Origin of the sequence: Streptomyces sp. NPDC051452 (assembly GCF_044454765.1) — a bacterium.
GTDB lineage: Bacteria > Actinomycetota > Actinomycetes > Streptomycetales > Streptomycetaceae > Streptomyces.
In genome coordinates this window covers 189427-213421 of record NZ_JBITEB010000009.1, presented here as the reverse complement: position 1 = coordinate 213421, position 23995 = coordinate 189427, and the positions used below count along the sequence as shown (strand labels likewise).

Annotated in this window: 25 protein-coding genes and 1 pseudogene; 11 read left to right on the top strand and 15 right to left on the bottom strand. The window is 68.4% G+C overall.

All coding sequences use genetic code 11. The annotated features are described in order from the left end of the window. Positions 1-39: 39 nt before the first annotated feature. Positions 40-816 (top strand): alpha/beta fold hydrolase, encoded by a 777-nt coding sequence (locus ACIBA9_RS22225; RefSeq protein WP_399365589.1) that lies wholly within the window; start codon positions 40-42, stop codon positions 814-816. A gap of 98 nt (positions 817-914) precedes the next feature. On the opposite strand, the gene ACIBA9_RS22220 is transcribed toward ACIBA9_RS22225, so the two are convergent. Further along, entirely contained in the window at positions 915-1361 is a 447-nt protein-coding gene (locus ACIBA9_RS22220; RefSeq protein ID WP_399365413.1) for a DUF6086 family protein, read from the bottom strand. Between the two features lie 273 nt (positions 1362-1634). Between ACIBA9_RS22220 and ACIBA9_RS22215 the strand changes: the two genes are divergently transcribed. Together ACIBA9_RS22215 and ACIBA9_RS22210 are read left to right on the top strand one after the other, a co-directional pair. Then, positions 1635-3263, top strand: a complete 1629-nt coding sequence (locus ACIBA9_RS22215; protein WP_399365411.1) for a hypothetical protein — start codon at positions 1635-1637, stop codon at positions 3261-3263. A gap of 167 nt (positions 3264-3430) precedes the next feature. Then, the gene (locus ACIBA9_RS22210; protein WP_399365409.1) at positions 3431-4282 is read left to right on the top strand and encodes a hypothetical protein; all 852 of its coding nucleotides are present in this window, start codon (positions 3431-3433) and stop codon (positions 4280-4282) included. A 180-nt stretch (positions 4283-4462) separates the two neighbouring features. Here the strand turns inward: ACIBA9_RS22210 and ACIBA9_RS22205 are convergent, their stop codons facing one another. Together ACIBA9_RS22205 and ACIBA9_RS22200 are read right to left on the bottom strand one after the other, a co-directional pair. After that, complete coding sequence (locus ACIBA9_RS22205; RefSeq protein WP_399365407.1) at positions 4463-5074, bottom strand: hypothetical protein; 612 nt, start codon at positions 5072-5074, stop codon at positions 4463-4465. Further along, positions 5071-5301, bottom strand: coding sequence for a hypothetical protein (locus tag ACIBA9_RS22200; protein WP_399365405.1), 231 nt, complete (start codon positions 5299-5301; stop codon positions 5071-5073). Before ACIBA9_RS22200 ends, ACIBA9_RS22205 begins: the two co-directional genes overlap by 4 nt. 311 nt (positions 5302-5612) lie before the next feature. Between ACIBA9_RS22200 and ACIBA9_RS22195 the strand changes: the two genes are divergently transcribed. The 3 genes from ACIBA9_RS22195 (at position 5613) to ACIBA9_RS22185 (ending at position 8513) form a co-directional block, all read left to right on the top strand. Then, positions 5613-6347: a dienelactone hydrolase family protein gene (locus tag ACIBA9_RS22195; RefSeq protein ID WP_399365403.1), complete on the top strand. Its 735-nt coding sequence runs from the start codon at positions 5613-5615 to the stop codon at positions 6345-6347. Positions 6348-6499: 152 nt separating this feature from the next. Continuing rightward, a complete protein-coding gene (locus ACIBA9_RS22190; protein ID WP_399365401.1) occupies positions 6500-7156 on the top strand; it encodes a nucleotidyltransferase family protein in 657 nt (218 codons plus the stop codon). A gap of 88 nt (positions 7157-7244) precedes the next feature. Continuing rightward, entirely contained in the window at positions 7245-8513 is a 1269-nt protein-coding gene (locus tag ACIBA9_RS22185; protein WP_399365399.1) for a hypothetical protein, read from the top strand. 202 nt (positions 8514-8715) lie between these two features. Here ACIBA9_RS22185 and ACIBA9_RS22180 read toward each other — a convergent pair whose 3' ends face one another. The 4 genes from ACIBA9_RS22180 to ACIBA9_RS22165 all read right to left on the bottom strand — a co-directional run bounded on the left by ACIBA9_RS22180 (position 8716) and on the right by ACIBA9_RS22165 (position 12121). After that, positions 8716-9267: a GNAT family N-acetyltransferase gene (locus tag ACIBA9_RS22180; protein ID WP_399365397.1), complete on the bottom strand. Its 552-nt coding sequence runs from the start codon at positions 9265-9267 to the stop codon at positions 8716-8718. 132 nt (positions 9268-9399) lie between these two features. Continuing rightward, complete coding sequence (locus tag ACIBA9_RS22175) at positions 9400-9762, bottom strand: DUF1330 domain-containing protein (RefSeq protein WP_399365395.1); 363 nt, start codon at positions 9760-9762, stop codon at positions 9400-9402. 250 nt (positions 9763-10012) lie between these two features. After that, positions 10013-10846: a PIG-L family deacetylase gene (locus ACIBA9_RS22170; RefSeq protein ID WP_399365393.1), complete on the bottom strand. Its 834-nt coding sequence runs from the start codon at positions 10844-10846 to the stop codon at positions 10013-10015. Positions 10847-11266: 420 nt separating this feature from the next. Further along, positions 11267-12121, bottom strand: a complete 855-nt coding sequence (locus ACIBA9_RS22165; protein WP_399365391.1) for an NmrA/HSCARG family protein — start codon at positions 12119-12121, stop codon at positions 11267-11269. Between the two features lie 229 nt (positions 12122-12350). Here ACIBA9_RS22165 and ACIBA9_RS22160 point away from each other — a divergent pair, with 229 nt between their 5' ends. Then, positions 12351-13298: a DUF5996 family protein gene (locus ACIBA9_RS22160; RefSeq protein ID WP_399365389.1), complete on the top strand. Its 948-nt coding sequence runs from the start codon at positions 12351-12353 to the stop codon at positions 13296-13298. A 44-nt stretch (positions 13299-13342) separates the two neighbouring features. On the opposite strand, the gene ACIBA9_RS22155 is transcribed toward ACIBA9_RS22160, so the two are convergent. From ACIBA9_RS22155 to ACIBA9_RS22145, 3 genes are all read right to left on the bottom strand, one after another. Next, complete coding sequence (locus ACIBA9_RS22155; protein WP_399365587.1) at positions 13343-13885, bottom strand: GNAT family N-acetyltransferase; 543 nt, start codon at positions 13883-13885, stop codon at positions 13343-13345. 282 nt (positions 13886-14167) lie between these two features. Continuing rightward, positions 14168-14857: a restriction endonuclease gene (locus tag ACIBA9_RS22150; RefSeq protein WP_399365388.1), complete on the bottom strand. Its 690-nt coding sequence runs from the start codon at positions 14855-14857 to the stop codon at positions 14168-14170. 76 nt (positions 14858-14933) lie between these two features. Continuing rightward, a complete protein-coding gene (locus ACIBA9_RS22145) occupies positions 14934-15143 on the bottom strand; it encodes a hypothetical protein (RefSeq protein ID WP_399365386.1) in 210 nt (69 codons plus the stop codon). A gap of 807 nt (positions 15144-15950) precedes the next feature. Between ACIBA9_RS22145 and ACIBA9_RS22140 the strand changes: the two genes are divergently transcribed. Then, a complete protein-coding gene (locus ACIBA9_RS22140; RefSeq protein ID WP_393902686.1) occupies positions 15951-16214 on the top strand; it encodes a GlsB/YeaQ/YmgE family stress response membrane protein in 264 nt (87 codons plus the stop codon). A 187-nt stretch (positions 16215-16401) separates the two neighbouring features. Here the strand turns inward: ACIBA9_RS22140 and ACIBA9_RS22135 are convergent. The 3 genes and pseudogenes from ACIBA9_RS22135 to ACIBA9_RS22125 form a co-directional block, all read right to left on the bottom strand. Beyond that, positions 16402-16479 (bottom strand): annotated as a pseudogene (locus ACIBA9_RS22135) (IS5/IS1182 family transposase); the annotation flags it as partial. Positions 16480-16670: 191 nt separating this feature from the next. Next, positions 16671-17138 carry a hypothetical protein gene (locus ACIBA9_RS22130; RefSeq protein WP_399365384.1) on the bottom strand — a complete coding sequence of 156 codons (468 nt, stop codon included), beginning with the start codon at positions 17136-17138 and terminating at the stop codon, positions 16671-16673. A gap of 1014 nt (positions 17139-18152) precedes the next feature. After that, a complete protein-coding gene (locus ACIBA9_RS22125) occupies positions 18153-18851 on the bottom strand; it encodes a class I SAM-dependent methyltransferase (RefSeq protein ID WP_399365382.1) in 699 nt (232 codons plus the stop codon). 930 nt (positions 18852-19781) lie between these two features. On the opposite strand from ACIBA9_RS22125, the gene arr reads away from it, so the two are divergent. The 3 genes from arr (at position 19782) to ACIBA9_RS22110 (ending at position 22323) form a co-directional block, all read left to right on the top strand. Beyond that, complete coding sequence (arr, locus tag ACIBA9_RS22120) at positions 19782-20192, top strand: NAD(+)--rifampin ADP-ribosyltransferase (RefSeq protein WP_399365379.1); 411 nt, start codon at positions 19782-19784, stop codon at positions 20190-20192. 225 nt (positions 20193-20417) lie between these two features. Continuing rightward, the gene (locus ACIBA9_RS22115) at positions 20418-21053 is read left to right on the top strand and encodes an alpha/beta hydrolase (protein ID WP_399365377.1); all 636 of its coding nucleotides are present in this window, start codon (positions 20418-20420) and stop codon (positions 21051-21053) included. Between the two features lie 379 nt (positions 21054-21432). Beyond that, positions 21433-22323 carry a glycoside hydrolase family 19 protein gene (locus tag ACIBA9_RS22110; RefSeq protein WP_399365376.1) on the top strand — a complete coding sequence of 297 codons (891 nt, stop codon included), beginning with the start codon at positions 21433-21435 and terminating at the stop codon, positions 22321-22323. A 194-nt stretch (positions 22324-22517) separates the two neighbouring features. Here the strand turns inward: ACIBA9_RS22110 and ACIBA9_RS22105 are convergent, their stop codons facing one another. Then, positions 22518-23090, bottom strand: a complete 573-nt coding sequence (locus ACIBA9_RS22105; protein WP_399365374.1) for a pyridoxamine 5'-phosphate oxidase family protein — start codon at positions 23088-23090, stop codon at positions 22518-22520. Positions 23091-23281: 191 nt separating this feature from the next. Continuing rightward, positions 23282-23746 carry a hypothetical protein gene (locus tag ACIBA9_RS22100; RefSeq protein ID WP_399365372.1) on the bottom strand — a complete coding sequence of 155 codons (465 nt, stop codon included), beginning with the start codon at positions 23744-23746 and terminating at the stop codon, positions 23282-23284. Between the last annotated feature and the right edge of the window lie 249 nt (positions 23747-23995).

Below are 23995 nucleotides of genomic sequence, written 5' to 3'. Positions count from 1 at the left end.
ACAGGGCAATCGCTCAGAACACCGACCGGAAGAGCCATCATGAACACGACGCAGCGGACGCTTCTGCCCGTTTACGACCACCGGCCGGGGACCGGACCGACCCTGGTGTTCCTGCACTACTGGGGTGGTTCCGCCCGCACCTGGGACCTCGTGGTCGACCGCCTGCCGGGCCGTGACGTGCTCACAGTCGACTTCCGCGGGTGGAGCCGGTCGAGTGCTCTGCCCGGCCCCTACACGCTCGGTCAGCTCGCCGACGACACGCTCGCCGTGCTCGCTGATGCGGGGGTCACCGACTATGTCCTGGTAGGGCATTCGATGGGGGGCAAGGTCGCACAGCTGGTCGCGGCCACCGGGCCCACCGGCCTGCGTGGCATCGTCCTCGTCGGCTCCGGCCCGGCGAAGCCCGCCGCACAGATCACCCCCGAGTACCAGAAAGCCCTGTCACATGCTTATGACTCCGCGGAGTCCGTAGTCGGGGCACGGGATCACATCCTCACCGCGACCGAGCTGCCCGCTCCGGTGAAGGCGCGCATCGTGACCGATTCGCGGACCGTGACCGAAGCAGCCCGTGCGGAGTGGCCGCTGCGCGGCATCGCGCAAGACATCACCGAACATACGCGCAGGGTCAGCGTTCCCGCACTCGTCATCGCCGGAGAGAACGATCGGGTCGAGCCCGCCGACGTGCTCCGCGACAACCTGGTGCCCTACCTTTCCCAAGTCGACTTCATGGTGGTCCCGCACACCGGTCACCTGATCCCACTGGAAGCCCCGGCCGACCTCGTCGACGCCATCACGGTCTTCGCGCCGGCCGCCTGACCGTCCCCACGGCGCGACGACGTGCTGTGCCCCTGATAACGCCTTTCGGCGCGAGTTCCAGCTGTTGGGCCGGTCAGGACGGTCCTGGGCGCACCGGCTCAGCGGGCCATCCAGCGGTCCATCTCCCGCGCCCGCGTGTCCAGCGTGGTGACGATGGCGGCTGACGCGGTCCGGGGGCTGCCGGGGGCCTGCGCGTCGCGCTGGACACCACCACACGCATGGCCGGGCCCCGGTTCGGGCGTCTCCACCTCGATTCCCGCCCGCCTCGCGAGCGCGACCGCCGTCGCCACGAACCCCTCGGAGAGCGCGAGGATCACGGGGTTCCCCGTCCGGCAGTGCCATGCGACCAGGCCGCGTGCGAACTCCGCGTATACGGCCGGATCGACCTCGAGTGTGTCCGGGTCGCCCCAATATTTCCCCTGGCCGATTCCGGCGGGCAGCTTGAGCTCCGCCTCGAAGACCTCGACCTCCCGGAGGAAGAGGCGGCCGACACCGTTCGGCGGGTTCCACAGCGTCTCGTCACCCATGTCGAAGTACATACTCATTGCGAATCCCCCTGCTCAGCCGCCCCGGCACAGGGTAGAAGGTCGGGCGGGTGGTAGGCACCCCGGTTAAACGGTGCCTGGGGGGAGTACGGCCGGCCCGACGGCACTCCGCCCTCCAAGCCGGCCCGCATTTCACGCAACCGTACAAACACGTTCGCCGATTGGGCCGTTGGAAGGAATCGCCTGGCGCCGGGGTTGCCCGTGATGCCTCCCTCTCGTTGTCGGCGACAGATACAAGTGACGAGCTGAGTGACGAGCTGATCGGGAGCGAAGATGCGCGGTGAGCGCAAGGTCAGGGTGGCCACGCTGGTGGCTTTGACGGCGGGCGGCATGGTGTGTGTCGGGCCGGGAGTCGCGTTTGCCGGCGGCCAGGATGGTGGTGCCAGCGCCAATGGTGGCACCGCGCTGGCTGAGGCCGTCCAGCAGAACACCGCCCAGGCGCATCGGCAGAACAACAGCTGTGCCGACGGGAACGGGCTGCTCCGCGGCGCGACGACGCTGATGGGTGGCCGCGCGCAGACACGGTGCGTGACCGGTGACGCCTCCCTGAACAAGCGCACTCTCACCGAGGGCGGGGGTGCCAACGCCAATGGGGGCTCTGCCACGGTCGGGACCGTCAACCAGCAGAACACGGCCCAGAAAGGCCGCCAGAACAACAGTTGCGGCAACCCCAATGACACGCCGATCACCCTCATGGGCGCCAACACGGAGAACCACTGCGTGGGGCTGGACGGCTCCACGAATGAGGACACGGTGACCCGGAGTGGTGGGGCCAACGCCAACGGCGGTTCCGGGGGAGCCTTCCTGGATCAGCAGAACACCGCGCAGGATGGCCGGCAGAACAACAACTGCGCTGACATCGACACCGCTTTCCTCAACCTGACCGGCGCCGAGACCGACGGCCGATGCGTGGATCAGGACAGCTCGGTCAACAGGCATGTGGTGACCACGGGCAAGGGCGCCACCGCCAACGGTGGCTCCGGGTCGGCTGCCGGACTCGTCCAGCAGAACACCGCGCAGGAAGGCCGGCAGAACAACAACTGCGCCGACCCCATCGCCGGTGTCGTCCTGACCGGTAGCCAGGCAGAGGGCCGCTGCGTCAACCGAGACGGTTCGGTCAACGAGAACGGCGTGGTCAAGGGTGGTGGCGCCACCGCCGACGGGGGAAGCAGTCTGGACGACGACCTGCTGCAGCAGAACACCGCGCAGGAGGGGCGGCAGAACAACAACTGCGCCAACCCCAACAACTCCGGAATCAACGGCAGCGGTGGCAGCGCCCGGGGCCATTGCGCGAACCATGACGGTTCGCTGAACCGGGACACCGTGGTCAAGGGCGGCGGCGCCGAGGCCAACGGTGGTTCCGGAGGAGGTTTCACCCCTCAGCAGAACACCGCGCAGGAAGGGCGCCAGAACAACAACTGTGCCAATCTCAACGGCTCCGAGCTCGACCTCATCGGCGCAAGCGCTCAGGCCGACTGCACGAACCATGACGGCTCGCTGAACCAGGGCACCCTGGTCAAGGGCGGCGGCGCCGAGGCCAACGGCGGTTCCGCCGGTGGCAGCCTGAGCCAGCAGAACACCGCGCAGGAAGGGCGGCAGAACAACAACTGCGCCAATCCCAACAACACGACCCTCGCTCTGACGGGTGCCAGCAGTAAGAACCGGTGCGCGACGGACGACCGTTCCGCGAACGTGGACAGCGCGGACATCGGCGGAGGCGCCGAGGCCAACGGCGGATCCGGCCTGCTGGACCTCACCCAGCAGAACACCGCGCAGGAGGGCCGGCAGAACAACAGCTGCGGCAACCCGAACGGCCTGTCGATCACCGCTTCCGGAAGCCGTAACAGCTCACAGTGCGAGGCTGTCGACGAGTCCACGAACGTTGGCACCCTCACCCGCTGACCGGCCATCCCTGAGTCGACGCATCCGCGGTCTCACGGCGACGCGGGTGTGTCGGCGGCCAGGTACGCACATCCCACCAGGCACGCAACCGCGGCCACCGCCGCCGTGTGCGACGCGAGCGGTAACCACTTTGTCCGAGGCCCGACCGAACGGCAGGAGTAATCACGATGCGGCAGCGAGGACGCCATGCGGCACCCCGCCGGTCCGGGCAGAAAGCACGACAGGCCGTTGCTCTCGTCTTCACCGCCGGAGCTTTCCTGGCGGCCAGTCAGGAGACCGCTGTCGCAGACATCCTGGACGGCAATCCGTTCAACGGGCAGCTGAACACCGACCAGGAGGGGCAGGAGAACCTCGATTGCGGCAACTCCGCCCACCTGGTCCGAATCAACGTGGCGAAGACCGCCAACCAGGAGACGGTCTGCGCCGACACCGACGGTCACACACACCGCCGAAGCGGTCATCCGGGCGGCCCGCAGGCGATCGGAGGAACGGCTCTAGGCCCTCAGATCAACACGGCACAGGCCGGAGAGCAGAATCTCAACTGCGGCAACTCCGCCGACGTGATCACCGTCAATGTGCTGGGTACGATCAACGAGCAGACGACCTGCGCGGCCGTGGCCCGAGACCATGCGGACGCGCAGGGAGGATTCACCGGCCGTGCCCAGGCTCTGGGTGGAACGTCACTGGGGCAGCAGCTCAACACCGCGCAGACCGGTAAGCAGAACCTGTACTGCGGCAACTCCTCCGACACTCTCACCATCAATCTTCTCGGAACCATCAGGAAGTACACCCGCTGCGTCGCCCTCGACAAGTCCTCTCGGCACGAGTCGGCCCCCGAACACCGGGGCCATGCTCTCGCCGATGCCGGTCAGGTGGTCGGTGTCGGGCAGAACACCGCACAGAACGGCCGCCAGAACCAGACCTGCGGCAGCCCGGGGAGCGGCATCGATCTTCCGTTGGGCGAGACGAAACGCGACACCCGGTGCACGGTTTACGACGCATCCGGCGCCGCGAGGTAGCCACGGCCGAGCAGCTCCGCGGTGCCGGGGTCGCCGTCAGTGCGGGTTCGGGGAGGCGGGTGGACGCCGCGATCCGCTCGCATCTCCGCCATCTCGGGGATCCGGGCGGTCATCCGCAGCCCGCCGACCAGGCCGGCCGGGTGGCGTTCTCGGCTGTGCACGCAGTCATCCGGCCTGCGGCTATGGGCGACGGTCCCGTTTCCGTTCGCTGCGCCGCAGTGCGCGGCGCTGCTTTCCCGGCAACGTGGCGGCCAAATCGCCCACCGGAGAGACGTCGTGGCAGTGGCCGTCCCGGCCGCCCCGGCACCACCACACCGGTGGGCCATCCGCCTCCGTCGCCCCCTGGTACCAGTCGTCGGCGGTCCCAGCGGGACGAGGGTGCATTCCGATCCCGTGTTCCCAGCAGATCGGCCAGACCTGCCAGAGCAGCTCGGTGATGGTCGCCTGCGCCGCATCCGCGACGACGGTCAGGACCGTCGCCGTATCGTGCGGCTCTGGCGGGTCGTCCTCGTCCAGGTCGCACGCATTGACCGGATTGCCATGCCAGCGGCCGTCCGGCATCGCCACGTAGACCTGGTCCCTGTCGATCCCACCCGGGGGCGAAGGCTGCCACGACGGCGCAGCCATCAGTATCAGCGGGCCCTGGCCCGGCAGGGTCGCCATCAGGTCGCGATTGACCGTAGCGAGTGCAGCCTCCAGCTTCGGCCACTGGCCGGGCACGGTCTGCCTGGGCTCCGGGAGACGCTGCCGGTCATCACCAGGACCGAGGCTGACATACGAGAAGTAGCTCACCGCGACATCGTCCCACCGCGCTGTCCTTCACCGCTGACGGCCTGCTCGCCGAGCACGACGCGGGCAAAGAGCGGCGGCGGCCGGAACAGGGCCCGGGTGGAGCTGCTGGCCCGCTGCCGTACGGAGCGCATCCAGCCGCCCACACCCGGACGGTGCGACCGGATCGTGAGAGCGCCGCTGCGGGCCGCCAAGGAGACGTTGACGTCGCGGATCTCGGCACGGCGCATGGGGAAGGCACGCAGCGGATCGTGGCCCTTGGCCGCGACACCCCAAATCCTTCAGTGCCGGGATGAAGGCACACCGGGCCCCCGAAGTGGCCTGGTGGGCTGGCGTCGGCTTCATCCGGGGGCTACCGTGTGCAGCCATGACTACCGGGACGGCATTGCGCCACACACGGATTGGTGACCCGGTGCTCTTCTGAGCGCCGTACGGGCCGGTGCCGGCCCGCTGTCGTATCGAGGATCTGGCGCTGCCGCGCGGGCTCCGCCTCTGTCGTGTTGACCACAGGCTCGACACCTCGACCACGACAGGAGAATTCATGCCCGCCAAGATGCTGCAGGTTCCCACCGCGGACGGTCAGGCCGACGCTTTCGCTGCCTTCCCCGAAGGTGGCGGCCGGCACGCCGGGGTGCTGATGTACCCGGACGGCTTCGGGATCCGGCCCGTGCTGCGGGAGATGGCCCGCGAACTGGCCGGACACGGGTACTACGTACTCGTCCCCAACCTCTTCTACCGGCACGGCCCGGCACCCGTGATCGAACTTCCCCAGTACATCGGAGAAGAGGTCCGGCCCGCGATCTTCGCCCAGCTTATGCCCATGATCGAGGCTCACGTCACAGAACGTGTCCTGACCGACGCCGACGCCTATCTCGCGTTCCTCACCGCTCAACCCGAGGTCGGCTCCGGACCGGTCGCGGTGACCGGCTACTGCATCGGAGGCCTCCTGGCGACGCGGACCGCCGCGGCCCGCCCCGATCAGGTAGCCGCCCTCGCCGCATTCCACGGCCCGGTGGGAGTCGACGGACCCGACAGCCTCTCCAAGCTCAGCGCCGAGGTCCACTTCGGCCACGCCGAGAGCGACTTGACGCCCGAGGCCCTCGGCACGCTCAACAAGGCCCTGGACGCGGCGGGTGTCGGCTACACCTCCGAGATCTACCCGGATACCGTGCACGGCTTCACCATGTCCGACACCGATGCCTTCAACCCTGCCGCACTGCGGCTTCACTGGGACCGCCTGCTGCCCCTTCTCGGCCGCACCCTGACCAAGGGCTGAGCCCGGCCCGCAAATCGACCCCGAGGTGCACGCGCCCGGAGTCCTGGCGATGGGCCGGAGCGGGTGGAGGACGGGCGACGGCCGCCCTCCACCGAGGGGTCCTTGAGAGGTAACCGGCCCGACTGGCGGGCGGGCTGTGGTAGGCAGGACCGATGATCAGCCGACTTCCTCTCGACCAGCAACTCGAGTCCCTTCGAGTGATGCTGTCCCGTAACGACATGTTGACGGAGGTCCTGTCGCGGGCAGCGACGCTGGAGTTGCCCGGGTGGTATGTGACGGCCGGCTGCCTGTTCCAGACCGTGTGGAACGTGGTCACGGGCAGGCCCCCGGCCAACGGCATCAAGGACTACGACATCTTCTACTTCGACAGCGGCGATCTGTCCTGGGAGGCCGAGGACACCGTGATCAGGACCGGACGCGAAGTCTTCGCCGGCCTGCCCGCGGAGGTGGAGATCCGCAACGAAGCGCGAGTTCACCTCTGGTATGAGGACAAGTTCGGTGTCCCGTGTGCGCCGTATGACTGCACCGAGGCGGCGATCGACAGTTTCGCCGCGACGACCTGCTGCCTCGGAGTCCGTGTGGAGGCGGACGGCCGGTGGCGCGTGTATGCGCCGCACGGCCTGTCGGACGTGTTCAATCTCGTCGTCCGGCCGAACCCGGTGCTCGCTCCACGGGCGGTCTATGAGACCAAGGCAGCGCGGTGGCGAGAGCAATGGCCCGAGCTGACTGTTCTCGACTGGCCCTCCACGAGTGCCGTGTCGGCCTCTTCCGCTCCGTGCAACCTGCCGACCCCCAAGTCTCCGACCTGACGGTCCCGGGCGAAGCTCGCGCAGGCGGTCGGCACTGGCGCGAGGAAATGTTTGGTGAGCATTCAGCTATAGTCCTCCGATCGTGACCATGACACGAAGGACGATCCTGAAGGGGCTGGCCGCCGCGCCATTCGCCGCAGCAGCCGGCAGCTTGATGCCCACTGTCGCCGAGGCGGCAACCATCGATGGCAGCCAGTTCAGTCTCACCAGCCGCTCGGCCAACGGCTACGGCGAGTTCGCCGACCTTACCGCCGGTCTGGCGACCAAGCTGACGAAGGTGGACGCGACAACCGTCATCGCGGACACCAACCGCAGTGCCACCCACCTCACCAGCGCCCCCAGCACCGTTGAGGCGTTCTCGACCGGATTCGCCTGGGACAGCGGCGACCAGACGGTCGACTACTGGATCCCCCAAGGCGTGACGACCAGTGCCGACGCCTACGGCAACGGGCTGTACCCGGCGGGCGGCACCAAAAGGGTTGTCCTGGTCTCCTGGTACTTCGAATCAGACCCCGACGGCAACGGGACCGACGAGTACGCCCTCGACAAGGGCCTGCGGCTGACCTTCGTCGACTACACCACCTCCACCAAACCGACGTACCGGCACGTTCTGCTGGTCGAGCCGGTCACGACCGACGCCGGCGGGTACTCCTTCAACCCCATCCGCAAGCATGCCGGCGGCATCATGTGGTACGGCAACCTGCTCTATGTCGTCGACACATACAAGGGGCTGAGGGTGTTCGACCTGAACACCCTGTTCAAAGTCGCCACCGCCGAGGTGGACGTGTGCGGTCTGCACACCGACGGCCTCTACTACGGCTATGGGTACCAGTACGTCCTGCCGCAGAGCTACGCCTATGACAACGCGGGAACGTACCTGCGCTACACCGCAGTCGGGTTGGACCGCACCAGCACCCCCGACAGTCTGGTGGTCAGCGAGTACTCGAAGTCGGGGGCCGTCGACTACACGGACGGCACCTTCAACGGCACCGGCCCTGGTACGACCACGCCCAAGGTGGTCCGCTGGAACCTCGACTACACCAATCGGCAACTCGCCTCGCTCACCGCGTCCGAAGCCGTCACCGTCGCCCAGGAGAAGATCCAGGGAGTGGTGTCATGCAACAGCAAGCACTACCTCGCCGCGAGCGACGGCCCGTCCACCAAGGGCTCGCTGCGCACCTTCACTTCCGGCGCATCGACCGCGACCACCGTTTGTGACCTGGCTGTCGGCTGTGAGGACCTCAGCTTCCACAGCAGCGGCGCGTCCGGCTGGGCCTACAGCGAATCCGTGATCTGGAACCTCAGCGAGTACGTCGGCAAACGGTACGTCTACGCGGTGCACGCAGACGGCTCGTGACCGCCTCCTGGCCCGAGCGGCTGGTAGCGGCGACGCCACCAGCCGCTCGGGGCCTGCCTCGCGCAGCACCAGGGCGATCGGGCCCACTGCCGCTCGTGCTGTGACCATGAGCATTCGGCGAGTGATAGGCAACGTCGTGGCGCATGACGACCGCGTTGGCGAAGTAAAGCAACCCGTGCGCTTCACCGAGCAGAGCGTGACCTCAGCCGGACGGCGTGACCGAGGACCACACGCCGAACCACTGCTCGGCGCCGTACTCCTCGAACCGCTCCACCTCAGTGAACCCCAGCTTCCTCGCGAGGCGGATCGAGCGGGCGTTGGCGGTCTGGGTGGTGAGCACCACCGGCTCGCCAGGAAGCACGCCGGCGAACCAGTCGAGTGCCGCTGCGCACGCCTCGGCCGCGTAGCCGTATCCCCACGCCTCCGGCAGGAACATGTAGCCGAGCTCGGCCTCCCCGCCGTCCGGACGGACGTGACCCTGACGCTCGGCGTCACGCCGATCGAGCAGCTGAATGAAGCCGATCATCGCCCCGTCGAGCTCCACCACGAAAAGCCCGGGACGCCGCCCTGGCACCTCGGGCACCACGCGCTCGAGCTCGTCGCGTGGTCGAGCGCCACCGACGTAGGTGCCCACTTCCGGCGAGGCGGACAGCTTGATGAACGCCGTACGGTCCCGCGCCTCGGACTCACGGAGCACGAGCCGCTCGGTCCTGATCGGGGCAGGTGGCCAGGCCACGGGTCCGTGCTCAGTCATGGCGGCAAGTTATCGCACGCCCGCCGGGCAGGGGACTCGGATTCCGGAACGCACATCAACCGCGTCCAGGGCCGCCGGACTCGGTCCAACGAGGGGTGTCGCGAACACCTGCTCAAGGAAGCGGTTGCAGGACTACACGGTCGACTGGCCCGCCGGGTCGGCTTCCGCTTGCAACTTGCGGGCTCGCTCGGCCGGGTCGTAGTTCGGCCTGACGCCCTCGATCAGCAGCAAGTCGCCCTCGATGTGGTCGGTGCGCAGACGCAGGATGGCCCGGTAGGCCGGTGAGTCGTACCAGGCACGGGCCTCGGTCAGGCCGGGGAACTCGATCAGCACCATACTGCCGGGCCACCTACCCTCTACGACCTCGGCTGGCGGACCATGGATGACGAAACGGCCGGCGAAGGGGTCGAGGGTTGCCTGGATGCGTTCCAGGTACTCGATGATGTCGGAGTGATTCCGGCGGCTGCGGAGATGAGCGAAACCGTAGGCAGGCACCACGGGGCTCCTTTGTTCCAGGGGGCGAGTGCTGACCGCGAACGTAGCCGGGGGAAGTCGGGCAGTGCGATTACCTCAGAGGGAATTGCCACAACCCCGAGCGTTGCGGCGCCCGATGGGCGGACCAGGCGCCGCTACCCTCTTACCTACAAGCCGGTGAGGTGACCAAGCGGATGGGCCTCCGGTGAGTGACGCGCTCGATCGCGCCGTCCGGCCGGTGGGCTTTGCCGGGCACCGGCCGGACGGGGGGTCAGCGCAGTCCGGCGAAGAGATCCTTCTCGGGTACGGCCGCGCCGGTGGCGTCCTGGACGCGTAGGAAGGTCTCCATGCCCATCAACTCGCCGAACCTCTCCTTGCCCATCTTGAGGAAGAAGATGTTCTCGCCCTGACTGGCGTGCGCTGCCAGCGCGTCGTACTTCTGACCGCTGAAGGCGGTCGTGTCCACCCACGTGGTGATCTCGTCGTCGGGGAGGCCGATCTCGGCCATCGCGGCGGCCTCGGCGGGATCCGGCTCCGGCATGTCCTCCTGAAACTCGCCCATGATCTCACCGAACCGCTGCATCATCGAGCGAGGCACCGTCGTCCAGTACACCTTCGGTGTCAGCTCGGTCATCTCCAGCGCCGCCATCGTGATCCGGTGGGCCTGGATGTGGTCGGGGTGGCCGTAGAAGCCATTCTCGTCATAAGTGACGACCACATCGGGCCGGTAGTGGCGCATGAGTTCCGCGAGGCGGGCGGCGCCTTCCTCCACGGGAGTCCGCCAGAAGGATCCGGGGGCGTCGTTGCTCGGCCAGCCCATCATCCCGGAGTCGGCATAGTCCAGCATCTCCAGATCGCTGACCTTCAGGACCTCACAGCTCGCCTCGAGTTCCTGACGGCGCATCAGGGCGACGGCCGCCGGATCGTGCCCGGGTTCGCCCGGCTTGACGCCCCCCGGTCCATCACCGCAGGCGCCGTCGGTACACGTCACGAGAACCGTGCGGATGCCTTCCGCCGCATACCGCGCGAGGATCCCTCCGGTACCGGTGGCCTCGTCGTCGGGGTGAGCGTGCACTGCCATGAGCGTCAAGGGTCGGTCGGTCATGGAACGGTCCTCCTGTGGAAATACGTGTCGATCCGATTGCGCGGCGGGCGTACCGCGATCTCGGGGACCGGCTCCTGTCCGGGCGGATGACCTGGTGATCTCCGTGTTTCCCCGCATGCGGCGCCGGTTCCTCGGTCGATGCAACAATGGCGACCGGATCGGCTGTTCCCACGGCGGCCGCTCGACTTTCCGGGCGTCGACATCCCGGTTCGTGAGGGAGTCCTACCGGCCGCCCACCGGGGCCCGGCCCGCACCACTCGGGGATGACCTCGGTGATGACTCCAGCGAGGCATCGGTCATCCTGAACCCGAAGTCTTCGCCGACACCGTCTGTCGCCGCGCAGGCGCCCGGCCGGTTCCCGAGCCGCGCGAAGTACCCGACGAATCGCACGCGGACTGCCTCGCGGGCACCGGTAGCCGGTCATGGTGCCGTTGAGAAGGCATCGCGGGCCCAGTCGGCGAACGACGTCCAGCGCAGTTCCGGGTGGGCGGCGTGCAGCGCGGGCAGGTCGACGCCGTAACCGACGTCGCGCAGGAACTCCCACATCGCTCGCATGTCGGCGTTGACGATCTCGTCGAGCCGCACTTCATTGTGGCGAACGGTCCCACCGAGAGCCGCGCCCAACGTGGCGGCCATGTCGCCGGGCGTGGGGGCGTCGCCGGCGAGTTCGATGCGCCGCCCGACGAACGCGCCGGGCTCCAGAAGGACAAAGGTGGCGAAAGCGCCCAGGTCGGGGCGCGCCAGCTGCTGTAGCCGGCGGTCCGGTGGCAGGGGGAGATCGAGTACCCCCTGGCGGATCCGCTCCACGTCGCCGAGGGCGTTGTCGAAGAAGTAGGTGGGCCCGAGGATCGTATAGGGCACCTCACCTGCGGCCAGCTCCCGCTCGACGACTGCCTTGGTCTCGAAGTGCGGTACGCCGGTTTCCTGGTCGGCGCCTGCGACGGAACTGAAGACCAGGTGTGGCACACGGGCCTGGTGCGCGGCGGCGAGAATGGCTCGGCCCTGTGCGATCTCGGCGGCCGGCCCCGACTCGAAAGGGGTGGTCATCGCGAAAACTCCGGCTACTCCCCGCATCACCGAGGCCAGAGATTCTCGGTCCTCGAGATCTCCGCCCACGACCTCGACGTTCTCTTCGGCCAGACGCCGGGCCGAGGCGGAACCAGGGTTGCGGACCAGCCCGCGGACGGCGGCACCGCGGGACAGCAATGCGCGGACGACGGCGCCGCCCTGTCCTCCCGCTGCCCCGAGTACCAGGATCGGCCGGTCAACGCTCATGAGGAAAGTCCTTTCGAATCGACTCCACGGGACCGCGCCGCCGCCAGTGGGACCGGGCAGTCGGATCAGTGTTCCCGCGACGCCGGAACGCCTGCTGCCGGTGGAGCGGGGAAGCGCCCTCGCCCAGTGAGCGGTGACCGGTAACCGGTGCGGCGTGCCGGGTTGCCTCATGCATCGACTGCGGGCACCGTGGTCAGTATGTGTCACATTGTCCCGGAAGGAGTTCGTTGTGGCCGGGACTTCCGACCAGGTGTCACGGACGGCGTGGCCGCAACTGCGGGTCGCCGACTGGACCGAGACCCGGGACACCCTGCACATGTGGGCTCAGATCGTAGGCAAGATCAGGCTGGCTCACGCGCCGCTGGTCAATCACTGGTGGCAGGTCACCTCGTATGTCAGCCCGCGCGGCCTGACGACTTCGGCGATTCCCCATGGCGCAGGAGTATTCGACATCGAGTTCGACTTCCTCGATCATCTGCTGCGTTTGCGCAGTAGCGACGGCACGAGCCGCACCGTGGCTCTGGAGCCCAGACCGGTGGCCGACTTCTATCGCGAGACGATGCAAGCCCTGCGTGAGCTGGGTATCGAGACAAGGATCCAGGCGCATCCGAACGAGGTCAGCCCGGCGATCCCGTTCGATGAAGACCACCAGCACGCTTCGTACGACCCGGACGCCGCGCAGCTGTTCTGGCGGCAATTGCTGCAGGCCAACCGGGTGTTGGGAGAGTTCCGCTCGTACTTCGCCGGCAAGGTCAGCCCGGTGCACTTCTTCTGGGGCGCGATGGACCTGGCCTGTACGAGGTTCTCGGGACGCACGGCCCCTCCGCATCCGGGCGGCGCTCCGAACTGTGGTGACTGGGTGATGGTGGAGGGCTATTCCCGCGAGTTGAGCAGCTGCGGCTTCTGGCCCGGCGGCGGGGAAGAAGGGGCCTTCTACTCGTACACCTACCCCGAGCCGGATGGCTTCGCCGACCATCCGATCAGCCCGCGCGACGCGTTCTACAGCCCCGAGCTCGGCCAGTTCCTCCTGCCCTACGAGGCAGTGCGCACCGCGGCCGACCCGGACAGGGCGGTGGCCGACTTCCTGCACACGACCTACGACGCTGCCGCGGAACACGCCCACTGGGACCGAGCGACGCTCGAAGAGGACCCGAACCGGTGGCAAGGGCACAGGTAGCCTCTCCCCCACCATGAGGGCACCCCGCGCGACCCACGTTCGCGTCAAGGCGTGGTCGGGACGTACTGGTCCGACGACAACTGGAACACCCGTACCCGCCGACCGCAGGTGGGATTGACGGTCTCACGGACCGGATGCATCCCCAGTTTCACCATGATTCGTTCGGAGGCGTCGTTGCCCACTTGAGCGATGCTGACGATCCGCTCCAGCCCTCGCTCTTCGAAGCCGAACCGTACGACGGCCGCGGCAGCCTCGGTGGCCAAGCCCTGCCCCCAGTGGGAACGTCCCAGCCGCCAGCCGACCTCAACCGCCGGCAGTACCTCCGGCAAAAAGTAGGGCACCGAAAGGCCGGTGAACCCGGCCAGCTCACCGGTGGACCGGATCTCCACGGCGAACAGGCCGAAGCCCCGGGACTCCCACTCGCTCTCCCACGCCCGGACCCCGTCACGAGTCTGCTGTTCGTCACGGACGCTGCCGTCACGGACCCACCGCATGACCTCGGGGTCGCCATTGACGGCAGCCATGGGCGCAATGTCTTCCTCGCGCCAGCGACGGAGGATCAAACGGGGAGTCTCAAGCGTGACCATCCATTGATTCTGGATCACACATGGACTCTCCGCGAGGCGTCAACCGTGGGCCAAGTCGGGCATATACGGTCGAAAAGGAAGGGCGCGCCGCGAATTACCAGAAGCAGGCCGATCAGGCGGTCGTCGGCCCACTGCCGCCTGCCGGTCCCGGGGTGGGGCGTCGCGCCCGGCGGCGCCGGGTCAACGCCGGGCAGCTCTTACGCGTTTGGGGCTCGTCGGCCGACCTGCGCGACTCCACTCGCGAGCCGTTCCAGGGCGTTGACTACGCTCTCAAGAGCCGGGTCAGGAGGACGGCCGCCGCTTGGTGCCGCCGCCGCCTCCGTTCAGCGGGATCAGGGCTTCCAGGCGAGCACCCTTGACCCAGGAGCCGAGCAGGTCGCGATGCAGGGCCACGATGTCCTGGCGCAGCGCCAGGCCCAGCGCGGCTTTCGTGAACGTGCGGCAGGTGGTGACGAACAACGCGACGTCGGCGCCGTGTTCAAGGCGGGCGGTACCGACGAACTTCTGCATGTCCTGCGAGGACACACTGCGGTGCGGCGCGTACTTCTTGCACTGGACGACCAGCTTGCGGCCGTCGGCGAGGTAGCCGACGACATCCGCACCCAAGTCGCCACTCCCGCCGCTGACAACGACCTTCGTGCAGCCGTCCCGCCGGCACAGGTCGGCGACGTACTGCTCGAACTCCTGCCACGTCAGCGCGTCGACTTCGGTCATCGACAACTCCCGCGTCCGGGCTTCCTCCTGTGCTCGCCATGCTCGGTCCTGGCCTACCGCGCGACGGTGTGCGCGCAGCAGCACCCATCCGGCGCCACCCACCACGGCCCCGGCGATCACGGCCACCAGGACGGGCCACACCTCCGCCCAGTGCCCGGCCGCCCACCACACGGCGATCAGCGCCACTGCCGCGGCCCAGCCCTGTAGCTGCCGACGCGTCCGCTTCTTCAAGCGCCGGCCCCGCCGCCGTGCCGCCATCAGGCCCCCGCTCCCCACACCCGTGATGAGCAGTGATTGACAACGGGCGCCACCCGGCTCCGACGCACTTGGGAGTTCATCGGCCGGCCTCAATGACACCGCTCGCGAGCTGCCCCAGGAAGTTGGCGATGCCCTCACCCGCCGGAGTGGGGGCGATCAGGACGCCTAAGGCCAGGACGATGACGACGGTCATTTTCTCGTCGAAACGACTGCGGGACTCGGTGCGCCGCCGCAGCCGGAAGAACACGATGATCGCGAGCAGCAACGTCACATCGATGGTCAACAACTGTTCAGACCCTCCCCCACACACCGGCCACCACCGTCGGGGAACGGCAGGACGCCACCCCGGCCTCCTTGTGTACCGAGGCCTCGGGGATGTTGTAGGCGGGTTTCCGGCGAATGGCACAAAGCCATCGGACCTGGCCGGATACCGCGTCGACTCAGGTCGGGCTTCACATATCACCTGACTGCGATACGTCGGCCGCCACGCGCGGACCCCCGGGCCGCGCACTCTTGACGGGCCCGGCCCAGGGCGGCGGGCTCGGTCGCCGTCGCCCGGTGGCGGCGCTGCGCGCAAGCCGCCTCGATCGGGGCCGTCGCGTCGCCTGAGCCGGCATCGAACCTGGGGAACGCGTCGCGGGACGGCTCCCGCATCGCGATGGCTGCCGCGCCACCGTCTGGGTGGTGATCGGGTCCACTCGGCGGCGCGGCGCGCCCTGACACTGGGCTTCGGTCAGTCACTGGGCTTCGGTCGCTCGTCGACAGCCGTCCGGCGCCCCACCGCGACCGACGTGGTCGGATGCGTGGCCAGGACAGCGGCTGGCGGGTGCGGCGGCTGGGAGGCATGCTTGGTGTGTTCGTGGTCGACGTGGCCCCACAGTGCTTGAGGCCGGCTCGGCGACCGTGCCCTGGTGGGTGCGGCGGGCGCTGTCCCGGGTCGCGTCCCACCAGCAGGCCGCCGCTGCGTGGGGGCCGGCAGAGATGAGGACCTTGGACCCGCATACTGCCGCTCCGTACGGGATATCCGCAGTACGTCGGAGTCCCGCCCCGCGGGTCGTCGACCTCGCAACAGCGGAACGGAAGGAACACTCTCGTGAGCATCATCGCCTGGATCCTGATCGGCCTCATCGCTGGCGCCATCGCGAAGGCCCTGACCCCCGGCAGGGACCCGGGCGGCTGCTTGGTGACGATGCTGATCGGCATCGTGGGTGGGCTGCTCGGCGGCTGGCTCGGCAAGGTGATCTTCGGCGTCCACTCGATCAACGGGTTCTTCAGCCTCTCCACCTGGATTGCCGCGATCGTGGGTTCCGTGATTGTGCTGCTGCTCTACCGTCTGGTCACGGGGCGCTCTCGCTGACACCACCTACGAAGACGGCGGCTCCCACGAGAGCCGCCTTCTTCGTGTGTACGGGCCGGTCACATGCCGATGGCCGGCGATGGCGAGGCGAGAAGCGGCAGCCGGTGCCGGAAGACCCGATCTACCGCTACGGCGGCGGGCAAGCGGTTCTCCGGCAACGGCAGGGCGCCCATCCGGAACGCGATCTCTTGCCGTGCTGACGCGGGCTCAGCCCAGCGACGGGGGCTGTCCAGGAAGGTTTCGACGCTGTGATCACACCGGACACACCACAAGATCTTTTCCCGCGTCGCACCAGTGCCGGTCTGCGGGTAGTCAGGAGGCGTGTCTGCGCGGTTCAACAGCCTTGAGCAGACTCTCGGCACGCCATCGCCCCGAAGGGTGTCTGCAGGGGGCCACGCGTCGTCGGTTCCGCGGGCGAAAAGGCGTACGCCGACGGGCCATGCGTACTGTCCTAGGTCAGCGGAAGCGTTGGCCGAGGCGTTCGATCAGCCCCACGGGCAGGAACGCGGGCCGGTGCGGTCGGCCGACCTGGTACGCCACGAAGCCCAGCGAGGAGGCGACAGTGACCTCTTCGGCCGTCTCCGCCTCGTAGACCACACGGCAGCGGCCCGAGTCGGCCTTCGCGCGCTCCCACAGAATCCGAGCCGGCTTGCGCTCGGCCTCGGCGCGTGGAGTGAGGATCCGGTCTGCGAAATCCTCCCAGGCGAAGGGAACCGGACCCCGCCACGTCGCGTCGACTTCCTGTTTCAGCTTGGCGGCACGCTCGGCGTCGGTCGTGCCCCAGGAGGGCGGAACATTGGTGATCAGGCCGACTCTGATGTGCCGTGCACGCAGGGCGTGCAGGTATGAAGCCGCGCCGGGCTGGTAGTCGGTGCTGCCGTCGCCGGCGGTGTGCACGAGGGTCTCGCCCAGGTCGAAGTACACGACGGGACAGTCGCGTTGGCTGCTCGCATGTGCGGCGATGACCGCTCCGTTGCCTCCCCTCGCGACTTCTGGGGCAGCCCCACTCGCGGTGGAGCACAGCGCAGTCGACAGTAGGACGACGCCCAGCACGAGGCTCGCACGGACAAAGCTCTTGGAAGCAGACCTGCCCATGGCGTCGTCGCCCTTCCTGCCGGGGACCTAGCACGATACCGCCCCGGTGAGCGTCCCGGTATGACCAGCGGCCGACGGCCCGACTGCGCCGACTGCCCCCATTGCGTGCGCAGTTCACCGACGAATGGCGGATGGTGGCCTGGGCGGCTGACTGGGGCCCACAAACCCCGCTCCGCTCGCCTCTGGCAGGGACCAAGGAGGGTCGCGAGGCCGACCCGAGTCTCAAAGCATTTCGGCTGGCTCAAGGCTTGACGGGTGAGGCCCGGTGCCTTGTCATCGTGAAAAGGGCACATACCGGGGGGCTGACATGATGGCGGCAGAGGGGCATGACGGGCCCGGTGCTGAGCCCGCAGGCGACAAAGCGAGCCCACAAGCTCAGTACTCGGAAACATGAGGCCAGCCAAAGTAGTTGGGCTGCGGACAACGTACCGCTGATCGTCCTGGCTCTCATCGTCGTCGTGCTGGGGATCATGGGCGCGGTGTCAAACGACAGCGTCACCTGCCCCGGCGGAGCCAGTAGCTGTGGCGTTCCCTGAGATACCCCGGCGACCAGGCGCCTCACGCGTGCGTAGGGGAGCAGACGGGCGCGTGTGAGAAGCCGCTGTGATGCTCCGCGCGCGAGACGTACCGGGCGCCTGAAGCCGAGCACGTAGCCACCGAACGATGAGGCGGCGGCAGCCCAACGGCTGGGCCGACACCGTTGGACCATCGAACGGAGCATGCCTGGCTCACCGGCCCGGGAACCTGCCCAACGGCATGTGAACGGCGCCCGCACGATCCGTGTTGTGAGTGACCCTGCCGTCAGGTCGCACAAGGGTCGGCCTTGCTGAGAGGTGAGCGGTCTCAGCGCAGTCGGCGCACGCGCAGTACCAGGTCGTCGGCATGGTGGGCGCCGGCACCGCCGTCGGGTGCCACTCGTGGCCGTTGCTCGTCCACCTCCACCACCCAGTCGTCGTCGAGCCGTGCCGCGACCATCGACGGCCAGACGTAGTCGGCGGGGTCGAAGCCACCCTCCCGGGAGTGCTGGGTGTCCATCCCGGCGTGGTGTACGAGCAGCAGCACACCGCCGGGCGCGACGGCGTCGAGCAGCGCTTGCTCGGCCGCGGCGTCGGGGGTGCGCAGCAGGGCCGGATACTGCGCGGAGACCAGGTCGAAGGAGGCCGGCGCAAGCTCCGCCCGCGTCAGCTCCGCGTGAACCCAGCGAACGGTGAGGCCGGCATCTCGCGCATGCCGGGCGGCCCGCTCCAGCGCCACGCCCGAGACCTCGAGCGCGGTCACGTCCCAGCCGCGGCGCGCGAGCCAGACGGCGTCCGCGCCCTCCCCACAGCCGACGTCGAGCGCCCGCCCGGGGGTGAGACCCGCGCTCTCGGCCACGAGCGCACCGTTGGGCCGGCCGCTCCACAACTGCTGCCGGTCGGCGTAGCGACTGTCCCACTCCACCCGCACCGCGGGATCTCCCAGGTATGCGTCGGATACGGGCGATACGTCAGCGGGCGAGTCGGTGTCGGAGGTCGGCGATCCTGCTGGGATGTCTACGGTCATGGGCCCACCGTGACAGGCGGACTTCCGAACCCGCCACTGCTGTTGCCGGTCCGGCAAAACGGTGTCACGAGCAGAGAGGTACCGAAGAAGGAACAAGCGAGGAGAGGCGGGGGTGTGGGCCTCGCCTGCCGGGCGGCGTCCAGCCGCCACATGGTGTTGACCGCGGCGACGAACCCGTCCAGCGCGGCGAGCTGACGCTGGACGGACGAGCGACCCTGCGGTCGCGGACGTTCCCGGAGCATCCCGCACAGCCGACTGGCGGCATCCTGGTGTCTGCCCTCGCGCTCCGGTCGGTCGCCGCGATGTGCAGCGGCCGGACGGCCCCGGTGAGGCCGAGTGGTCCCGCGACGGCAGGTTACCGAGTCACAGTGGGGCCCCGGTGTGCCCGCCGCGCCCGATACGACGCGGCTGAGACCACCGACGAAAGCCCCGAGCGGGTCACCACCCTCGCCCGGCTCACCGCGGCCTACGTTCACACCTGGCTCCATCCCGGCGCGTCACGTGGCAGACCACGTGCGAAGCACTGACGACCGGCCCCCATTCGGTAGAACGGGTCGAATCCAAGTAAGCCTCGCCTCGGCCTAATCGACCGGTGGTTCGACCGGGGGCGGGCCGGACCCGCCCATGCAATCGTCACTCGCCGGCCGCGAGGGTGACCAGGGACGAGGCTTACGGCCAGTAGCGACACTTCAGGCGCACTCGAGGATGCCTGGCGGAGGCTGTCCTACGGTGACGGCGGTGACGGCGGTGACGGCGTCGAGGGCCGCGCCTTTGGTGACTGGGCAAGCGCCAGGCTGCCGGCGGTAGCTGATTGGCCTCACCCGTCACCGCTGGGTCCTGGCCCGCCACAGCCTCACACGGCCTGATCACGGCGTCCGAGCCGTCCTGGATGGCTCGCCGTCACGACAGCTTGGTTGATAGCCTGTGGCGATGGACGAGGTGTTGGACGAGGGGCCTTTCTTTCACGGCACAAAGGCCGATTTGCGGGTCGGAGATCACCTTACCGCCGGTTTCCGTTCTAACTACCGGCCCGAAGTCGTGATGAACCACATCTACTTCACCGCGTTGCGCGACGGCGCGGGCCTCGCCGCCGAACTCGCCGCCGGCGACGGGGAACCGCGAGTGTATGTCGTCGAGCCCACCGGGGAGTTCGAGAACGATCCAAACGTCACCGACAAGAAGTTCCCAGGCAATCCGACCCGTTCCTATCGCAGCAGGGAACCGCTTCGGATCGTTGCCGAGGTCACCGACTGGACCCGACAGACGCCCGAGGCTCTCCAGATGTGGCGAGACCGGCTGGCCGCGGTCCTTCAGGACGACCGCGCCGAAATCATCAACTGACGGTGCGCCTGCACCACACCGGCGTCTACCGCTTCCACCACCCCGCCGTCGGCGAATGGTTGTGAACCGGCTTCTGTGGCAGCGCATGGGCTCCTTCGAACCCCGCCGTTCTGCTGACAGCCAAGATTGTCGCGGCTGCGATGGCATGGGCGACAGGATCGTCACATGCAGCCGATCTTCGTTCTCGTGCACAGTCCGTCCGTAGGTCCCTCGACCTGGCGCCCCGTGGCCGAACACCTGACGGCGGCGGGATACCAGGTAAGGGTGCCGTCCCTGCTGCGGATCGGCGCCGACGCACCGCCCTTCTGGCCCCGCATCGCCGACGCCGTCCGCGACGACCTCCGGCAGGTCCCGGCCGACAACCCCGTCACGTTGGTGGCACACAGCAACGCAGGCTTGTTTCTCCCGACGATTCGCTCCGCCCTCGACCAGCCGGTGACCAGGTCGATCTTCGTCGACGCCGCGCTGCCGGCCCGAACCGGACCGACCCCTGTCGCCTCATCCGAGTTGCTGGAATTCCTCCGTCCGATGGCCGTGAACGGCAGGCTGCCGCGCTGGACCGACTGGTGGGACGAGGCAGACGTCGCACCCATGTTCTCCGATCCTGTCGTGCGACAGACAGTCATCGAGGAGCAGCCCACGCTGCCGCTGTCCTACTACGAACAGCACATCCCGGTCCCCGACGGCTGGGATGACCACCCCTGCTCCTACCTGCTGTTCGGCCCTCCGTATCACGACGTTGCCGCCGAAGCGCGCGAACGCGGCTGGCGCGTGGCACACCTGCCCGGCGCGCACCTCCATCAGATCGTCGATCCCGTCGGCACAGCCCGGCACCTCGTCGAACTCGCCACCAAGATCTGATCCACTTTCGAAACGGCGCCACCCAGCCAATTGCTGTGCTGCGGCAGCCCGTTCGCATCGGGAATCCATGTGAGGCAGCAGCGCGACCGGCGATCCGGGGCCGGCGTCCTGCGGCAAACCGACTGCTACGCCTGGCCAGTTGTGAGGGGATGCCGGTCCAGCCGCTCGATCGGTTCGAAGCGTGCGGAAGGTTCCGTCGTGGGCGAACTTTCCCTGCCAACGTTGTCACTCCGATTGGTCTAGGCCTTGACTGGTACACACCAAAGCGATTGAGTATGGCTTCCGCACCCCCCACCCGGGCCGCTCCGGAACGCCGCGGCCGCCTCGTCGGCTCCGCCTGCCTCCGGTGCGACCCGGCTTCCGCAAAGGAGTTGTCTCCGTGTCGAAGCGCCGTCTTTCCGCACTCCTCACCGCGGTTGTGATCGGAACCGCAGCACCCGTCCTGCTGCCGGCCGCCGGAGCTTCCGCCGCGTCCTGCTCGAGCTACCCGAGCTGGCAGGCCGGCAAGTCATACGTCACCGGCGACATCGTCCGGTACACCGACGGCAAGGCGTACATCGCAGAGCACGACAACCCGGGCTACGACCCCGTCATCAGCACGTGGTACTGGGAGCCTTACGCCTGCGACGGCGGCTCCACGGACCCCTCGGGCAGCTTCGTCGTGAGCGAAGCGCAGTTCAACCAGATGTTCCCGAACAGGAATTCCTTCTACACCTACAGCGGCCTCAAGGCCGCGCTGAGCGCCTATCCGGCCTTCGCCAACACCGGCAGCGACACCGTCAAGAAGCAGGAGGCCGCCGCCTTTCTGGCCAATGTCAGCCACGAAACCGGCGGGCTGGTCTACGTGGTGGAACAGAACACGGCCAACTACTCGCACTACTGCGACTGGAGTCAGCCCTACGGTTGTCCGGCCGGCCAGTCCGCCTACTACGGCCGCGGCCCCATCCAGCTCAGCTGGAACTTCAACTACAAGGCCGCGGGCGACGCGCTCGGCATCGATCTGCTCCACAACCCCAACCTCGTCCAGACCGACGCCTCCGTCGCCTGGAAGACGGGGCTCTGGTACTGGAACACCCAGTCGGGCCCCGGCACGATGACACCCCACAACGCGATGGTCAACGGCGCCGGATTCGGCCAGACCATCCGCAGCATCAACGGCTCACTGGAGTGCGACGGCAGGAACCCCGCGCAGGTGCAGAGCCGTGTCGACGCCTACCAGCGGTTCGTACAGATCCTGGGCACCTCGGCGGGCGGCAACCTGTACTGCTGATCCGCGCGGGCCGCGGACCGGGCCGTCGGCCGCGGGGGCGGGGTGCCGCAACCATCCGTTGCCTCGGGTGCCGCAACCATCCGTTGCCTCTGGGCCGGCCCCACCACCGGCCCGGAGGCGGCGCCCCGGAACGGCGCCGGGGCCCGACAGCGGCGTCGGGCCTCCTGGCCGCCCTCGCGTTTCCGTGGCCCTGGTCAGAACGCCCAACGCGTATGGGTGTAGACGCCGGCGTCCCGGCCGAAGCCGTACGCCGTGACCGGGGCCACCGCGAACGCCAGCACGTCCCCCTTCCGGAGAGCATCCCCGATGCCGTGGAAGGTGCCCTCGGGCGAGGTGATGTGCGGCCCGTACTTCGCCTCGTACGCCGCGATCACCTCCTCGATCAGCGCCGGATCGGTCACCTGTCGCGCGTTGCCTTCGACGACGAGGTCGAGGCCCTCGGTGAGTGAGTTCCCTCCGGTGGTCAGCGCGCAGTGCGCGTCGTGGGCGAGGTTCCTCGCCTTCTGCTCCTGCGGGCCGGTGGAGAAGTACAGCGCCCCGTCGTGCCACGCCGCGATCAAGGGAGTGACGTGCAGCCGGCCGTCGGGCCGCACCGTGGACAACCAGAAGATCTCGGCGGCCTCCAGGTGCCGTCGCGCCTCGGCCCATTCGGTGGCCGTGACGTCGCCGGCACCCGGGCGGGGATTGAGCGCGGAGCTGTAGCGTGTGTCCAGCTCGGTGGTCGGTTGCTGTGCGGGTTGCCGCTTCTCGGTACCTGGTTCCGGCATGGTGGACCTCCTCTTCCGCACCGATAACGACCGCCCGGCCACCCGGAGATCGGCGTCACACCCGATTTCTCGTCTTGCTCGTCGACTCCATCAGGTATACGTCGCCAGCGGGTCGACTGGGACGAACGAACCTCGGCGTGCCGCACCGGTGGTCCCGAGGGCAGGAATCCCGGGACCACCGGGGCCGGGAGTCAGCCGAAGTCGTAGATGCTGACGGTCACGGAGCCGCCTTCGGCGCTGATGGTGTAGCGCCCAGGGCCCGTGTAGGGCAGACAGCCGTCGGCGAGGATGTCGTCGTCGTTGATGCCGGTGTCGTCCTCTCCCACGAAGGCGCACACCTCGGTGACGGGATGGGGGACGTACCTGTGCTCGGCGCCGCCGTACAGCGGGTAGCGGGGCAGGGTGGGGGTGTTGATGTCACGGTCGGGGTGTTCCCACAGCGCGGTCTGCTGCCCCCAGGGCGCCCTCACGGTGACTTCACCGTACGGTTCGGGCAGGTTGTTGTCGTCGCTCTCCCGGGGGTTGGAGAAGTCGATCGAGTAGGTGATGGGCCCGCCGGGCACCTGCGCCTGGGCCGCGCCGACGCTCACCACGCCGGCCAGTAACAGGACGGTCGAGGCAAGCACGATCAGTCGGCGCGCAGAGTTGTGGAGCACTCCACTCCCCTTCCACTCAAGGTAACCGTTTGGCTACTGGACGTAGCCTATGGGGAGACTCGGTCCGCTCCCCCGGCCAGCTGGGCAAACCCCTCGCAGGGATGGGACCGAAGCCCGGCGCGGTCGGTGCCTCGGGGCGCACGCCAGCGCGAGCGGCGCCGGGGCCGGGCGGCACTAGGTGCGCGGTCCCGCGGATGCGGTGCAGCTTCGCTCGACGTGGTCGACTCGGCGCTTCCGCCCGCGTTGGTG

Bases quoted from the DNA above. Each gene is read 5' to 3' on its own strand.
- ACIBA9_RS22225 (WP_399365589.1), top strand. From the start codon at position 40: ATGAACACGACGCAGCGGACGCTTCTGCCCGTTTACGACCACCGGCCG.
- ACIBA9_RS22220 (WP_399365413.1), bottom strand. From the start codon at position 1,361: ATGAGTATGTACTTCGACATGGGTGACGAGACGCTGTGGAACCCGCCG.
- ACIBA9_RS22215 (WP_399365411.1), top strand. From the start codon at position 1,635: ATGCGCGGTGAGCGCAAGGTCAGGGTGGCCACGCTGGTGGCTTTGACG.
- ACIBA9_RS22210 (WP_399365409.1), top strand. From the start codon at position 3,431: ATGCGGCAGCGAGGACGCCATGCGGCACCCCGCCGGTCCGGGCAGAAA.
- ACIBA9_RS22200 (WP_399365405.1), bottom strand. From the start codon at position 5,301: ATGCGCCGTGCCGAGATCCGCGACGTCAACGTCTCCTTGGCGGCCCGC.
- ACIBA9_RS22195 (WP_399365403.1), top strand. From the start codon at position 5,613: ATGCCCGCCAAGATGCTGCAGGTTCCCACCGCGGACGGTCAGGCCGAC.
- ACIBA9_RS22190 (WP_399365401.1), top strand. From the start codon at position 6,500: ATGATCAGCCGACTTCCTCTCGACCAGCAACTCGAGTCCCTTCGAGTG.
- ACIBA9_RS22185 (WP_399365399.1), top strand. From the start codon at position 7,245: ATGACACGAAGGACGATCCTGAAGGGGCTGGCCGCCGCGCCATTCGCC.
- ACIBA9_RS22180 (WP_399365397.1), bottom strand. From the start codon at position 9,267: ATGACTGAGCACGGACCCGTGGCCTGGCCACCTGCCCCGATCAGGACC.
- ACIBA9_RS22170 (WP_399365393.1), bottom strand. From the start codon at position 10,846: ATGACCGACCGACCCTTGACGCTCATGGCAGTGCACGCTCACCCCGAC.
- ACIBA9_RS22165 (WP_399365391.1), bottom strand. From the start codon at position 12,121: ATGAGCGTTGACCGGCCGATCCTGGTACTCGGGGCAGCGGGAGGACAG.
- ACIBA9_RS22155 (WP_399365587.1), bottom strand. From the start codon at position 13,885: ATGGTCACGCTTGAGACTCCCCGTTTGATCCTCCGTCGCTGGCGCGAG.
- ACIBA9_RS22150 (WP_399365388.1), bottom strand. From the start codon at position 14,857: ATGGCGGCACGGCGGCGGGGCCGGCGCTTGAAGAAGCGGACGCGTCGG.
- ACIBA9_RS22125 (WP_399365382.1), bottom strand. From the start codon at position 18,851: ATGACCGTAGACATCCCAGCAGGATCGCCGACCTCCGACACCGACTCG.
- arr (WP_399365379.1), top strand. From the start codon at position 19,782: ATGGACGAGGTGTTGGACGAGGGGCCTTTCTTTCACGGCACAAAGGCC.
- ACIBA9_RS22105 (WP_399365374.1), bottom strand. From the start codon at position 23,090: ATGCCGGAACCAGGTACCGAGAAGCGGCAACCCGCACAGCAACCGACC.